The organism is Ferrimonas kyonanensis DSM 18153 (genome assembly GCF_000425405.1).
Lineage (GTDB): Bacteria > Pseudomonadota > Gammaproteobacteria > Enterobacterales > Shewanellaceae > Ferrimonas > Ferrimonas kyonanensis.
Genome location: NZ_AUDJ01000001.1, coordinates 13,538 through 26,752, shown reverse-complemented (window position 1 = coordinate 26,752; position 13,215 = coordinate 13,538). Strand labels below are relative to the sequence as shown.

At 58.4% G+C, this 13,215-nt stretch carries 14 protein-coding genes; 7 read left to right on the top strand and 7 right to left on the bottom strand.

The window, feature by feature from the left end:
- Positions 1 to 123: 123 nt before the first annotated feature.
- Positions 124 to 558, bottom strand: coding sequence for a rhodanese-like domain-containing protein (locus H598_RS0100130; protein ID WP_028111176.1), 435 nt, complete (start codon positions 556 to 558; stop codon positions 124 to 126).
- A gap of 235 nt (positions 559 to 793) precedes the next feature.
- On the opposite strand from H598_RS0100130, the gene gpmM reads away from it, so the two are divergent.
- From gpmM to H598_RS22870, 4 genes are read left to right on the top strand one after another with little or no spacing between them, the layout of a single operon-like run.
- Entirely contained in the window at positions 794 to 2,329 is a 1,536-nt protein-coding gene (gpmM, locus tag H598_RS0100125) for a 2,3-bisphosphoglycerate-independent phosphoglycerate mutase (protein WP_028111175.1), read from the top strand.
- A complete protein-coding gene (locus H598_RS0100120) occupies positions 2,329 to 3,474 on the top strand; it encodes a murein hydrolase activator EnvC family protein (protein ID WP_051252189.1) in 1,146 nt (381 codons plus the stop codon). Before gpmM ends, H598_RS0100120 begins: the two co-directional genes overlap by 1 nt.
- A gap of 35 nt (positions 3,475 to 3,509) precedes the next feature.
- Entirely contained in the window at positions 3,510 to 4,706 is a 1,197-nt protein-coding gene (locus tag H598_RS22875; protein WP_051252187.1) for a S41 family peptidase, read from the top strand.
- Positions 4,673 to 5,494, top strand: coding sequence for a divergent polysaccharide deacetylase family protein (locus H598_RS22870; RefSeq protein ID WP_084144259.1), 822 nt, complete (start codon positions 4,673 to 4,675; stop codon positions 5,492 to 5,494). The genes H598_RS22875 and H598_RS22870 overlap by 34 nt, the downstream gene beginning before the upstream one ends.
- Here the strand turns inward: H598_RS22870 and H598_RS25860 are convergent.
- The 5 genes from H598_RS25860 to ftsY form a co-directional block, all read right to left on the bottom strand.
- Positions 5,400 to 5,705: a YkgJ family cysteine cluster protein gene (locus H598_RS25860; protein ID WP_084144258.1), complete on the bottom strand. Its 306-nt coding sequence runs from the start codon at positions 5,703 to 5,705 to the stop codon at positions 5,400 to 5,402. The two genes, H598_RS22870 and H598_RS25860, sit on opposite strands and share 95 nt — an antisense overlap.
- A gap of 66 nt (positions 5,706 to 5,771) precedes the next feature.
- Positions 5,772 to 6,635, bottom strand: a complete 864-nt coding sequence (gene rpoH / locus H598_RS0100105) for an RNA polymerase sigma factor RpoH (RefSeq protein ID WP_028111173.1) — start codon at positions 6,633 to 6,635, stop codon at positions 5,772 to 5,774.
- A gap of 83 nt (positions 6,636 to 6,718) precedes the next feature.
- Complete coding sequence (gene ftsX / locus H598_RS0100100) at positions 6,719 to 7,672, bottom strand: permease-like cell division protein FtsX (RefSeq protein WP_028111172.1); 954 nt, start codon at positions 7,670 to 7,672, stop codon at positions 6,719 to 6,721.
- Complete coding sequence (ftsE, locus tag H598_RS0100095) at positions 7,669 to 8,346, bottom strand: cell division ATP-binding protein FtsE (RefSeq protein ID WP_028111171.1); 678 nt, start codon at positions 8,344 to 8,346, stop codon at positions 7,669 to 7,671. The genes ftsX and ftsE overlap by 4 nt, the downstream gene beginning before the upstream one ends.
- Positions 8,347 to 8,349: 3 nt before the next feature.
- Positions 8,350 to 9,621, bottom strand: coding sequence for a signal recognition particle-docking protein FtsY (ftsY, locus tag H598_RS0100090; RefSeq protein WP_028111170.1), 1,272 nt, complete (start codon positions 9,619 to 9,621; stop codon positions 8,350 to 8,352).
- Positions 9,622 to 9,743: 122 nt separating this feature from the next.
- Here ftsY and rsmD point away from each other — a divergent pair, with 122 nt between their 5' ends.
- Together rsmD and H598_RS0100080 are read left to right on the top strand one after the other, a co-directional pair.
- Positions 9,744 to 10,352: a 16S rRNA (guanine(966)-N(2))-methyltransferase RsmD gene (gene rsmD / locus H598_RS0100085; RefSeq protein WP_028111169.1), complete on the top strand. Its 609-nt coding sequence runs from the start codon at positions 9,744 to 9,746 to the stop codon at positions 10,350 to 10,352.
- The gene (locus H598_RS0100080; RefSeq protein ID WP_028111168.1) at positions 10,352 to 10,603 is read left to right on the top strand and encodes a DUF1145 domain-containing protein; all 252 of its coding nucleotides are present in this window, start codon (positions 10,352 to 10,354) and stop codon (positions 10,601 to 10,603) included. The genes rsmD and H598_RS0100080 overlap by 1 nt, the downstream gene beginning before the upstream one ends.
- Here H598_RS0100080 and H598_RS25330 read toward each other — a convergent pair.
- Complete coding sequence (locus H598_RS25330; RefSeq protein WP_028111167.1) at positions 10,579 to 11,583, bottom strand: sensor domain-containing diguanylate cyclase; 1,005 nt, start codon at positions 11,581 to 11,583, stop codon at positions 10,579 to 10,581. The two genes, H598_RS0100080 and H598_RS25330, sit on opposite strands and share 25 nt — an antisense overlap.
- Before the next feature lie 359 nt (positions 11,584 to 11,942).
- Here H598_RS25330 and H598_RS0100070 point away from each other — a divergent pair, with 359 nt between their 5' ends.
- Positions 11,943 to 13,091 carry a cyclic di-GMP phosphodiesterase gene (locus H598_RS0100070; RefSeq protein WP_035414848.1) on the top strand — a complete coding sequence of 383 codons (1,149 nt, stop codon included), beginning with the start codon at positions 11,943 to 11,945 and terminating at the stop codon, positions 13,089 to 13,091.
- The last annotated feature ends 124 nt before the right edge of the window (positions 13,092 to 13,215 follow it).

Sequence of the window (13,215 nt, the reverse complement as noted above, 5' to 3'; positions counted from 1 at the left end):
TTGTTGTAATCGTTCTGGGCGTCCCGTCATGGTCGGCTGCACTCCTGGCGGTCGCGCCGTGCATGCCTGTGACAGGGTCCATTCGCCGTAATTAATAGTGATCGCGCGACCTGAATCCTGGGTTTAGCGCTTTTTGCGCACTACCAGCAAGTTGGCAGACTTCCAATCGGTCATGCCGCCCTGCAGGCTGAAAACCTGTCCAAAGCCCGCGGATACCAACATTTGCGCCGCCTGAACGGAGCTAACGCCAGCGTTACACACAACTATAATGGGTGCGTCCTTGTGCTTTTCAAGGGTTGAGAGCTGATTATTTTTAATTTCTGCCAGTGGCAGATGGATGGCGTTGGCGATGTGGCCCTTGCGGAACTCATCTTCACCGCGCACGTCTACCACCACAGCATCCTCTTTGTTGATCATACGTACCGCTTCCTGAGCGGCGACGTTTTTCACCTTAGAGAAGCTGGATTTGGCCATGGTAAACACCCAGGCGCCCAGCAAACCAACCCAGGCTGCACTCAGCATTGGATGGCGGCTTAGAAAATCGATGTATTCCTGCATGTCGTTGCCTAATTTGGTTATCTTCGGGGGGCTGAAAATCGCCAGTATAACCCGATTACCCCGCTTGTGAAGTGCTGACACCACAAAGGGCACTGCCCGAGATCACGACGGCGACCAAAAAGCGCAGCTGTAATAAAATTACAGGATTGTGCGTTGGAAGTGGTGACGACCGCTGGTTACGTTGTACACTGATGGCAGTATTTTTAAATTGCCTACGCGGCAAAAAGGACCGTAGATGACCAAGCGTACTACTCCCCTTGCCCTGCTGATCCTCGACGGCTGGGGCCACCGTCAAGACGCTGATGACAACGCCATCAGCAAAGCGAACACGCCAAACATTGACCGCCTGTTCAATGACTATCCCTCCACGTTGATCTCCGGCTCCGGCATTGACGTCGGCCTGCCCGATGGCCAGATGGGTAACTCCGAAGTGGGTCACATCAACCTCGGTGCCGGTCGCATCGTCTACCAGGATCTGACCCGCATCGGTAAGTCCATCGACGACGGCGAATTCGAGCACAACCCGGTGCTGTGTCAGGCCGTCGACAAGGCACTGGCCAACGACGGCGCCGTCCACATCATGGGGCTGCTGTCTCCCGGTGGTGTCCACAGCCACGAAGATCATCTGGAAGCCGCCGTTCGCATGGCCGCCGGCCGCGGTGCGAAAAAAGTGTATCTGCACGCCTTCCTCGACGGCCGCGACACGCCGCCGCGCAGCGCCCACGATTCCCTGGCCCGCTTCGATGCCCTGTTTAGCGAACTGGGCTGTGGCGCCATCGGCTCGATCATCGGTCGCTACTACGCCATGGATCGCGACCAGCGCTGGGAGCGGGTACAGAGCGCCTACGACCTGCTGACTCAGGCTAAGGCCGAGTACCAGTTTGAGTCCGCCACCGACGCCCTGCAGGCCGCTTACGATCGCGATGAAAACGATGAGTTTGTCGCCGCCAGCAGCATCAACGCCGACGCCACCTTTAACGATGGCGATGCAGTGGTGTTCATGAACTTCCGCGCCGACCGTGCCCGTCAACTGACCCGCACCTTCACCGACGCCGACTTCGACGGTTTTGAGCGCAGCAAGCAGCCAAAGCTGGCCGAGTTTGTGATGCTGACCGAATACGCCGCCGACATCGATACCGCCTGCGCCTTCCCGCCGGCATCGCTGAAAAACACCTTCGGCGAACTGATGGCCAACCACGGCAAGCGTCAGTTGCGAATCTCAGAGACCGAGAAATACGCCCACGTCACCTTCTTCTTTAACGGCGGCATCGAGCAACCGTTTGAAGGCGAAGAGCGGATTCTGATCAAATCCCCCAACGTCGCCACCTACGACCTGCAGCCAGAGATGAGCAGCGCCGAGTTGACCGACAAGCTGGTTAACGCCATCGAAAACGGCGAATTCGATGCCATCATCTGCAACTACCCCAATGGCGACATGGTTGGCCACACCGGTGACTTCGACGCTGCCGTCAAGGCTTGCGAAGCCGTCGACGCCAGCATTGCCCGAGTGGTAGCAGCCCTGCAGAAGGTGGGCGGCGAGTGTCTGATCACCGCCGACCACGGCAACGCCGAACAGATGCAGAACGCCGCCACCGGTCAGGCCCATACCGCCCACACCAGTGAGCCGGTGCCGTTCATCTACGTGGGCCGCGACGCCGACGCCCGTGAAGGTGGCCGCCTATCGGATGTGGCGCCGACCATGCTGCATCTGATGGGAATGGAGATTCCCGAAGAGATGTCCGGCACGCCGATCATGACCCTGAAAAACTGATGATGAGTGGCCGCACCCGTTTGTGGCCCGCCATTGTAATGGCGGGCCTGCTCAGTGTTTCCGCTGGCGCCAGCCAGGAGGAGATCGATCAACAGCAGCAGCAATTGCAGCAACTGCAAAAACAGATCAAGTCCAGCCAATCGGCGCTGATCAAGAGCAAGGCCGGCCGCGATAAGGCCAGCCGGGCCCTGCGAGAGGATGAACTGGCGATCAACAAACAGGCGGCGGCCATTAATGCCAACCAGGGCAAATTGACCCAACTGAACCGACAACTGACGGTCCTTAGTGGCGAACAACGCCAACTGGAGACCCAATATTCCCAACAGCAGCAACAACTGGCCGATCAAATCAAAGCCTCCTGGATCGCCGGGCAAGGCGAAGTCGGGCAACTGCTGCTGAATCAGAACAGCGCCGATAAACAGCGGCTGCTGACCTACTATCACTACCTGAACCAGGCCCGGGTCGAAGCGATGGAAGCCATCGCCAGCACCAAGCAGGCGTTGGAAGACAACCACAGCCAGCAACTGGCTCGAAAGCAGCAACTGGAGCAGACTCAGCAACGGCTGGACGACCAGCAGCAACAGCTGAAGAAACAGCAGCAGCGGCGCAAACAGACCCTGGCCAAACTCGACCAGCAACTGAAGAAAGAGAGCAGCCGACTGAACCGGCTCGAAGTGGACAGCGAAGTGCTGGCCCAGGCCATCGAACAGGCCCTGGCGGCTCTGGCGGCCCAACCGGTGTCCCTGGACGGCCTCAGCAAGCTGAAACGCAAACTGCCCTGGCCCATCAGCGGTCGAGTCAAGCAGGGCTTTGGCAACCACCGTCAGGGGCAGCTGCGCTGGAATGGCATGCTCATCGATGCCAAAGAGGGCCGCAACGTCGAAGCGGTGGCGCCCGGTCAGGTGGTGTTTGCCGACTGGCTGCGTGGCTATGGCCTGGTGGTGGTACTGGATCACGGCGACGACTACCTGAGCCTGTACGGCCACGCCCAGAGTCTGCTTAAAGAGGTGGGTGAACGGGTCGAAAGTGGTGAAGTGATCGCCCTGAGCGGAAGATCAGGCGGGCAACTCGATAGCGGACTATACTTTGAAATTCGCCATCGGGGACTTGCAGTTGATCCGGCGCCTTACCTGAAAAGACGCTAAATCCTCCCCAAAATCAGTGACCAGAGGGGTACGCCATGTCGCGTATTGGTGCCTTACTGGTCGGCATCCTGTTTGCGTTTACCGTCAACGCTCAGGAGCACAAGGAGGTGGCACCGCCGACATTAGAGGAAGCTCAGCAACTCCTGATCACGGTGCAGGACATCGTCGATTACTACTACGTGGACTCGGTGGATCGCCAGGCGATGCTCGAAGCCGCGCTCAAGGGCATCTTCGAATCCCTGGATCCTCACTCCACCTACCTGACGCCTCAAACCCTGCAACTGCTGCGGGAGGCCAATAACGGACACTATTACGGCTATGGCATCGAAGTCAGTATCGAAGAGGATCAGATTCAGGTCATCGCACCACTGGCCCACAGCGCCGCCGACTATGCCGGGGTGAAGCCCGGCGACATTCTGGTCAAGGTCGACGACCTGACCGCCTCCCCCGACACCATCGATACCCTGATCCGTTACATCAAAACCGCCAGCAAAGAAGATCGCTCACTGTCGCTGGTACTCAGCCGCCGCAACCTGGCCGAGCCGGTGACCGTGCTGCTGCAACCCAGCAACATCAGCATCAACAGCGCCCTGTTTTTCGAGCTGCCTCAACAGGTGGGCTACCTGCAGATCACCAACTTCAACCGCCAGACCGCCGAAGAGGTGGCCACGGTGGCCGACCGCATGCAGCAGCAGGGGTACCAGCAACTGATCTTGGACCTGCGCAACAACCCAGGAGGCATGTTTGATGCGGCGGTACAGGTGGCCGACATGTTCCTGCAAAGTGGCCTCATCGTCTCCACTCACGGCCGCTTCCTCGACGCCAATAACGACTACTATGCCTCGGAGAACAGCCTGTTTCAGCAGATGAAAGTAGGGGTATTGATCAACGAAGGCAGCGCCTCGGCGGCAGAGATTCTGGCCGGTGCCCTGCAAGACCACCGCCGGGCCACGGTGTTTGGTCAAACCTCGTTTGGCAAAGGCACGGTGCAGAGCCTGATTCCGCTGATGGGCCAGCAAGGCGCCATCAAACTCACCACCGCCCGCTACGCCACCCCCAATGGCACCTTCATCGATAAGCAGGGGATCTCTCCTGACGTCAGTGTGTTACTGGAGAATGAAAAAGAAACTCCTATAATGGAAAACACCGACATCAGCGGTCGCTGGCAACAGGATAGCCAGTTGGCTGCCGCCTATGAATGGGTGTTGCAACCGGATCAGGAGTCACCATAAAACAGATTGTCGCCGCCGTGCTGCTGTGTTGCAGCACCCTGGCAACGGCCGCCGAACTGAGCCTGATCATCGATGATGTGGGCTACCGGCACACCGATCATCGCGTGCTGAACCTGCCCGCAGGCACCACCCTTAGCGTGCTGCCCAATACTCCTTGGGGCCGGCAGTTGGCGGTGTCCGGCTGGCGTCAGGGGCACGAAATCATGCTGCACCTGCCGATGCTGGCCGAGGCTGGCAACGCCTTGGGGCCCAGCGCCCTGCTGCCGGGCATGAGCCAGTGGCAGGTACAGCTGACCATCAAGCGTGCCCTGGCCGACGTCCCCTTTGTCCGGGGCGTCAACAACCACATGGGCAGTGAACTGACTCGGCAACGACCGATGATGGATAAAGTGATGACCGAGCTGGCCGAGCGCAAACTGTTTTTTGTCGACAGTCTGACCACCCCGGATTCGGTGGCCTACGACAGCGCCGCCGCCCACGGCATTCCGGCCCTGAAACGACACGTGTTTCTCGATAATGAAACCCAGGATGTGGATCTGAATCGCCAGTTTGAACAGGCACTGACCATCGCCCAAAAATACGGTAAGGCGGTGCTTATCGGCCACCCCTACCCGGAAACACTCAGCTACCTGGAGCGCAACCTGTCACGTCTGCCCGAGATGGGAATCCGGCTGGTGCCGACGTCGACACTGCTCAGCGACCGCCAGCGCCAATGGATGCGGCCAGTACAGCCCCCGACCGCATATCTTCATAAGTTGCCTGCTCCAGTACCGTCAGCGTCGCCATAGCCTGCTGATCGGTGCCGCCGCACAGGTCGGCGTCCGGCTTAAACGCGCCACACACCACCGGCCGTGACGGCTGACCGAACAGCTTGCACAGGTTGTCGTCGTTCAGCTGCACGCAGCGCACGCCGGCGGGCTTGCCCTCTGGCATCCCCGGTATGGGCGAACTGATGGACGGCGCAATGCAGCAGGCACCACAGCCTAAACGGCATTCCACGACATACCTCCATAAACGAAACGGGCCGGCAGTGCCGACCCGATAATCAAACCCGCAAACACCCGATCAGTCATCCATCAGGTTCTGCAGTTTCTTGATGGCGTTCTTTTCCAGCTGGCGTATGCGCTCCGCCGACACCTGATAACGGTCTGCCAGCTCCTGCAGGGTCACCTTGTCCTCTTCCAGCCACCGGTTTCGCAGAATCTCCTGGCTGCGCTCGTCCAGGGTGCGCATGGCGGCATACAGGCGCTCTCGAGCCTGGGCCTCATGATCTTCCTGTTCGATGTCATCGGCGTGGTTGGAGCCCTGATCTTCCAGGTAGTACGCCGGGGCGTAGCTGGTGTCCGGGTCGTCCGGCTCGTTGGGAATGTCGAAGGCTGCATCCTGAGCCGCCAGACGGGACTCCATCTCCAGCACTTCGGACTCGCTGACTCCCAGGGTCTCGGCGACGGTAGACACCTCATCGGCGGTAAACCAGCCCAGACGCTGCTTGGCTTTACGCAGGTTGAAGAACAGCTTGCGCTGCGCCTTGGTGGTGGCCACTTTAACGATGCGCCAGTTTTTCAGCACGTATTCGTGAATCTCGGCCTTAATCCAATGCACCGCAAAGGACACCAGCCGCACCCCGACTTCGGGATCGAAACGCTTCACCGCCTTCATCAGGCCGATGTTGCCCTCCTGAATCAGATCGGCCTGAGGCAGGCCGTAGCCGGAATAGCTTTTGGCCACGTGAACAACAAAACGCAGATGAGACATGATCATGGCTTTCGCCGAATCAATATCACCGCTCTGGCGCAGACGCACGGCCAGTTGGTATTCCTCTTCTGCAGAAAGCATGGGGATGCTGTTGACCGCCTGGATGTAAGACTCCAGACTGCCGCCGCCCTGGGGGACGACCATCAAGCCCATGGCATTAGTTTTGTCGCTCATTGATACCTCTGAAAAACGCTTGGCTTGGGAGTCTAGCACGAAACGGGATCCGCTTCACACGCTGTGTTTATGACCCGCAATGGCTATTGAGGTTCAATGGCAGTGAGGTGGCGCTGCACCGACAGCCAGGCGCCGAGCCAACACAGCAGCACCGACGCCAGCATCATGGTGCCGAGCTCGGCCCCGCTGAGGCCCGCCAATTGGAAACCGGACTGATAGCTGCTGATAAACTCACCCAACGCTCGGTCAAACCACACCAGGGTAGCACTGACCAGGGTCCAGGCGATCACCGCGGCGATGACGCCGTACCAGACCCCGGCATAAAGGAAGGGGCGACGAACAAAGCCGTTGGTGGCACCCACCAACTTCATCACTCGAATCTCATCCTGGCGCTGAGTAATGGCCATGCGAATGGTGTTGGCAGTCACCAGCACCACGGTGCCCACCAGCAACGCTGCCAGCCCCCAGGCCATCTTGGCCAGGCTGTTCATCAACGCCTTGAGCTGCATCAACCAATCCAAATCCAGGCGGGCGATGTCCACTTCCGACAACGCCTCCAGCTTCAGCTTAAGTTGTTGCAGTGGTTCCAACTCGCGATGCCGCAGGCTGGGGATCACTCGAATCACCGCTGGCAGCGGGTTATTGTCCAGATACTGCAGGGCATCGCCGTACTGAGACATCGCCTTAAAGTCCTGCAGCGATTGCTCCGCCGACAGGTACTCAAACCGGTCGATCTCCGCCATCCCTTTGAGCCGCGACTGCAGCCCCTGCAATCGAGCATCGCTGAGATCGGCGCGAAGGAACAGGCTGATTTCGGTGGGATCGGTCCACTGCTGCTGCATCTGAGCGCTGTTTTTTACCAGCACCGCCAACACCGTCGGCAGGCTGAGGCTGATCCCCAACACCGCCATGGTCAGCAACGACGTCAGCGGCAGTCGCCACAGCTCGCCGAGGCTGCCCAACGCATGGCGCAGGTGGCCCTGACAGTAGACGCTGATGCGGCGCCCCAGGCTCATCTTACGGCCGGACAGACTCATAACTCGGCTCCCTGATAGGCTTCACTGATCATGGCGCCGTTACGCAGAGTCAGGGTGCGGTAACGCATCCTGGCAATCAGGCCAAGATCGTGGGTGGCGATCAGCACCGTGGTACCGGCTCGGTTAAAGGTCTCGAACAGGCGCATGATCTCCACCGACAACTTGGGATCCAGGTTACCGGTGGGCTCATCCGCTAGCAGCAGTTTGGGCTTGGTGACGATGGCACGGGCGATGCCGACCCGCTGTTGTTCGCCGCCGGACAGATGCATGGGGTAGTAGTTGAGCTTGTCCCCCAGCCCCACCAGATCCAAGGCCGCCCCGACCCGCTTATCGATTTCACTGCCACTGAAGCCTTCAATCAGCAGCGGCAGGGCCACGTTGTCCTTTACCGACTTATCCATCAACAGGTTGTGATCCTGAAAGATGATGCCAATCTCGCGGCGCAAAAACGGCACTTTCGAGCGGGCCAGCTTGCCGATGTCATGGCCATGCACCCACACCTTGCCGGTGGTGGGTTTCTCAATGGCTGTGATCAGCTTCAGCAGGGTACTTTTGCCGGCGCCGCTGTGGCCGGTCAGAAATGCCATTTCACCGGGGTCAACACTGAAGTTGACCCGGTTCAGGGCCTGGAAGCCGCCACTGTAGACCTTGCTGACCTGCTCGAAGCGAATCATGAATTATCCTGTTTCCTCGGTAAACAGGGCTTCGATAAAGGCGTCGCTGTCGAACGGCCGCAAATCATCGATACCCTCACCCACACCAATGTAACGTACTGGAATGCTGAATTTATCAGCTAATGCGAAGATAACGCCACCCTTTGCGGTACCATCCAGTTTGGTCAGGGTCAATCCGGTCAGTGGCACCACTTCATTAAACAGTTGCGCCTGACTGATGGCGTTCTGACCGGTACTGGCGTCCAGAGTCAGCATCACTTCATGCGGTGCCTTGGGATCCAGCTTCTTCATCACCCGGACGATCTTCTTCAGCTCCTCCATCAGGTGCGCTTTGTTCTGCAACCGGCCGGCAGTATCGGCAATCAACACATCCACCTTACGGGCGGTGGCGGCCTGCAGGGCATCGAAGATCACCGAGGCACTGTCGGCACCGGTATGCTGAGCCACCACTGGAATGGCGTTGCGCTCGCCCCAGACCTGCAACTGCTCCACAGCCGCAGCACGGAAGGTATCGCCGGCAGCCAGCATCACCGATTTGCCCTGAGCCTGGAACTGCTTGGCCAGCTTACCGATGGTGGTGGTCTTACCCACACCGTTGACGCCCACCATCAGGATCACCATGGGGCCGTCCGGGTTGTCGATGCACAGCGGCTCGTTCACCTTGTCCAGCGAGGTTTTTAGCTCGCCCCGAAGGTGAGTAAACAACGCATCGCTGTCTTTGAGTTCACCAAAGCCAGCGCGCTCGGTCAGATTGTCGATGATGCGAGTGGTGGTTTCGATACCCACGTCCGCCAGAAGCAGCTGGGTTTCCAGCTCCTCAAACAGTTCGTCGTCGATCTTCTTGCCACGGAACAGCGCCATAAAGCCGCCGCCGATGTTCTCTCGGGTCTTTTTCAGCCCGGCTTTCAGGCGGGCAAAGAAGCCCCCTTCTGGCTCTGGCTCTGGCTCTGGCTCTGGCTCTGGCTCTGGCTCTGGCTCTGCAGTCTCTGGCGACGGCTCGGCCGCAACCGGTTGTGGATCCACCACGCTATCGGATGCCGCCTCAGCCTGAGACGATTGCGGCTCCACGGCCTCTGGCTTAGGGTCTTGCGCCGCCTCTGCTATCGGGGCAGGCTCGGACTCCGCCTCATCCGTCGGCGTGGGTTGCGGGTCCTGAGCACTGGGCTCAGGTTCAGAGGGAGACTGGGATTCCGCCTGTTCGGGCAGCTCCTGCTCGACCTCTTCGGTCTGCTCATCTTTATTGCGGCTAAACCAGGAAAAAATGCCTTTCGCCATCTTCAAAACCTTTACTGATCATTGGGGCTCGCCCTAGATACTTGGGGCCTGGCCCCTGTTACAATAGCGAGTTTTTCAAGCGCCATAGTCTAACCAGAAACGCAGCAAAAACCGAGGAATCCATGGCCAGAGGCTCACGAAACCCCAAATCCCGCACATCGACGGCCGGCAACGGCGGTCAGGTCCGCATAATTAGCGGCAAATATCGCGGCCGAAAACTGCCGGTTGCGGACCTGCAGGGATTGCGCCCCACTACGGATCGGGTGCGTGAAACGCTGTTCAACTGGCTGCAGGGCGACACCCTCAATGCTCGGGTGCTGGACTGCTTTGCCGGCAGTGGCGCCCTGGGGATGGAAGCCCTGTCCCGCCATGCGGCCTCCGTGACCCTGTGTGAACTGGATAAAGGCGCCGCCAGCCAATTACAGCGCAACCTCACCACCTTGGGGGCAGACAATGCCACGGTGATCTGCGGAGACAGCCTGCAGCGGTTGTCGACCAGCGCCACCGAGACCTACGATCTGGTGTTTATCGATCCTCCCTTCCATAAGGGCCTGGCTCAGCCGGTGATCGATGGTCTCGATCAGCACGGCTGGCTGAATGACAACGCGCTGATCTACTTGGAAACCGAGACAGATCTGGCCCCATTGGCGATACCCGCCAACTGGCAACCCCTGAAGCAGAAGCAGGCCGGCCAGGTCTGCTACCGCCTCTATCAGCGGCAGGAGGTCTGATGGAACAGTTGTGCTATTGGGGCCGTCGTGCCACCGCCATCGCCTGGGTGGCGATGATCATCAACCTGATGTGGCCACTGCCACTCAGCGACTTTATCACCCTGCTGTTGCTGGTCACCGTCACCGCCCACCTGACGTTGGCCATGACCACCCTGTTCTACAAGCGCCAGGGTCTGGTGGCCGTCGCTCGAGTATTGCTGTTTGGGGTGTTCGAATTTTTCCGACCTCAGGCAAGCGACGACAGGCCATAACAACGGTTGCGACCCAGCGACTTGGCCTTCAGCATCAGCTGATCCAGTTGCTCCAGTGCATCACCGGACAAGTGTGCGCAATTGAGGCCGCCGTAGCCGATGGAGACGGTGAAGGGCAAGGGTTGATCCGGCAGCGGCAATGGAGCCGCCATCACCGTCAGGCGAATCTTCTCTGCCAACACCGCCAACTGCCTGGCGCCGATACAGGGAATCAGCAGCATAAACTCCTCCCCACCCCAGCGCACCGCCATGTCCTCACAGCGGACATTGTCGGTCAGCAGGGCGGAGAAGTGCTGCAATAACTGATCGCCAACGATGTGGCCAAAGGTGTCATTGACCCGCTTGAAATGATCGATGTCCATCATCATCATCCCCAGCACCAGTTTGCCCGGCGACTTGGAAGCCAGACGCCGCCCCAGTGACAACAGCTCATCCAGGCGCGCTTCCATACCGCGGCGGTTGTAAAGGCCGGTGAGAGGGTCGGTCATGCTCTCTGTAGCCAGGGCCTTACCCACCTCCAACAGACTCAGATCCGACTCGATGATGTTCACCACCGACTGCATCAATGCCAGCCACTGGTGACAATGCTCCCTGGGCTGAGTGTCATAGATGCACAAAGTGCCAAACAGGAAGCCATTGAGCTGGCGAACCGGCAGCCCCAGGTAGCTGATGATCCCGGCCCGGGTCTCGCGGCCATGGGCCCATTTCGGATCCCGCCAGGCATCATCCACCGCCAGGTGTTCACCCGAGCTCATCACCTGCTCGCAATAAAGATCCAAGATGGGAAACTGTTCTCCGGCCTGGGTGGCGGGTGGGCAACCGTGGTTGGTCGACAAAATCTGCATCTGCTGACTGCTGCAGCGGGACAGGTAGGCTCCGGGCATTCCCGTCACCTGGCTGAGCATCTCCAGCAGGTGCTGCCACTGCTTCTGTGCATGGGACTCCAGCACCGGGAGTATTTTGACGTCCTGCAGTTGCATCCCAACCCCTCCCTGATTGCCGAACCCCCGCCATCACTCTCCCTGATGCACACTGAGGCATGCCATAAACTCGACGCTAACCTTCATTAAAAATACGCCATAACACAACATCTTGCTCAGAATTTAAAATCGATAATTGTTCGGATTTGTCGGCAAAATATGAGCGTCTACCCATTTTTTTCACTGCGGCAATGGATAATAATGAGTCAGGCTTCTGTATCGCTAACTTAGTGGTATTACAAACACATATTAAACAGTCATGTGGGTGTTGATATTCATAAAGAAGTAGTTAAGGTTAGCCGACAGAAGGTGGCGCGGATCACATTCCCGAACAACTAAAGAAGACAACTATCACAACGATGAAAATCATTACGATTGACCAACTTGCGTTAGGGATGTATGTCGAGAGCATTCCCGACCACCCGAAGTTGTCGATGGTTCAAAAGGGCTACATCAAGGATCCCTCCACCCTGGGGATGTTGCGCAACCTTGGCGTCGAGCGAATTGTCATCGACCCGAGCAAATCCAAACGCGCCCCCACCGTCAGCAAGCCCCAACCAGTCGCGGCTAAGACTCCGGCAAAAGACAGCCTGAAAAGCGAACTGCCCAAAGCCAAGAAACTGCTGACCCAAGCCAAACAGCTGCAGTCGCGACTGATGTCCGACGTGAAATTGGGGCAACAGCTGGATCTGCAGCCGGTTAACATCATGGCCGACGAATTCATCGGCAGTATATTTCGCAACCAGAGTGCACTGGCCTGTCTGCGACTGATCAAAGACAAAGACGACTACCTGCTGGAACACTCGCTGGGGGTTACCATCCTGATGACCCTGTTTGCTCGAGCACTGGGCATCAGCGGCACCACCCTGCATCAACTGTGCGTCGGCTCGCTGCTGCACGACATCGGCAAAATCCGCATTCCCGAAGCCATCCTCAACAAGCCCGGCAAGTTGACCCCGGAGGAGTTTGAGGTGATGAAAACCCATGCCGAACACAGCCGCCAGATCATCTCGTCCACCCCTGGCATCAGCAAGGTCAGCCTGGATGTGGCCGCCATGCACCACGAGAAACTCGACGGAACCGGCTACCCGCAAGGGTTAAAGGGCGAACAGATCACCATGGCCGGTCGCATGGTGGCGATTTGTGACATTTACGACGCCATGACCGCCGACCGGGTTTACCACAAAGGCATGGCACCCACCCTGGCACTCAAGCGCCTGCTGGGAATGACCCCCAACGGCCTGGATAAAAACCTGGTGGTGAAATTCATCCAATGCCTGGGCGTCTACCCCAATGGCTGCATGGTGGAACTCAGCAGCGGCCGGGTCGGCATCGTGATGGAAACGGAAAACCGTAAACCCACCAAACCGTTGGTGAAGGTGGTCTACAACCTCAAGACGCAGACCCACATCATGCCCAATGAAATTGAGCTGGAACGCTACAACGACCACATTCTGAAAGCGATTGATCCCCGTGACCATAAGCTGGAACTAACCAACTACTTGTAGAACTTGCCACTGGCAGACCATGAAAACCACCCGGTCTGCATCTGAAGGCGATTGCGGGTATAATTTTCCGCATTCCCCGCTGGACAGCATTGGGACGACGAGGTAACGTACGCCTCCCAATTGA

Excerpts from the sequence above, each read along its gene's own strand:
- H598_RS0100130 (WP_028111176.1), bottom strand. The coding sequence starts at position 558 with ATGCAGGAATACATCGATTTTCTAAGCCGCCATCCAATGCTGAGTGCA.
- gpmM (WP_028111175.1), top strand. The coding sequence starts at position 794 with ATGACCAAGCGTACTACTCCCCTTGCCCTGCTGATCCTCGACGGCTGG.
- H598_RS0100120 (WP_051252189.1), top strand. The coding sequence starts at position 2,329 with ATGATGAGTGGCCGCACCCGTTTGTGGCCCGCCATTGTAATGGCGGGC.
- H598_RS22875 (WP_051252187.1), top strand. The coding sequence starts at position 3,510 with ATGTCGCGTATTGGTGCCTTACTGGTCGGCATCCTGTTTGCGTTTACC.
- H598_RS22870 (WP_084144259.1), top strand. The coding sequence starts at position 4,673 with ATGGGTGTTGCAACCGGATCAGGAGTCACCATAAAACAGATTGTCGCC.
- rpoH (WP_028111173.1), bottom strand. The coding sequence starts at position 6,635 with ATGAGCGACAAAACTAATGCCATGGGCTTGATGGTCGTCCCCCAGGGC.
- ftsX (WP_028111172.1), bottom strand. The coding sequence starts at position 7,672 with ATGAGTCTGTCCGGCCGTAAGATGAGCCTGGGGCGCCGCATCAGCGTC.
- ftsE (WP_028111171.1), bottom strand. The coding sequence starts at position 8,346 with ATGATTCGCTTCGAGCAGGTCAGCAAGGTCTACAGTGGCGGCTTCCAG.
- ftsY (WP_028111170.1), bottom strand. The coding sequence starts at position 9,621 with ATGGCGAAAGGCATTTTTTCCTGGTTTAGCCGCAATAAAGATGAGCAG.
- rsmD (WP_028111169.1), top strand. The coding sequence starts at position 9,744 with ATGGCCAGAGGCTCACGAAACCCCAAATCCCGCACATCGACGGCCGGC.
- H598_RS0100080 (WP_028111168.1), top strand. The coding sequence starts at position 10,352 with ATGGAACAGTTGTGCTATTGGGGCCGTCGTGCCACCGCCATCGCCTGG.
- H598_RS25330 (WP_028111167.1), bottom strand. The coding sequence starts at position 11,583 with ATGCAACTGCAGGACGTCAAAATACTCCCGGTGCTGGAGTCCCATGCA.
- H598_RS0100070 (WP_035414848.1), top strand. The coding sequence starts at position 11,943 with ATGAAAATCATTACGATTGACCAACTTGCGTTAGGGATGTATGTCGAG.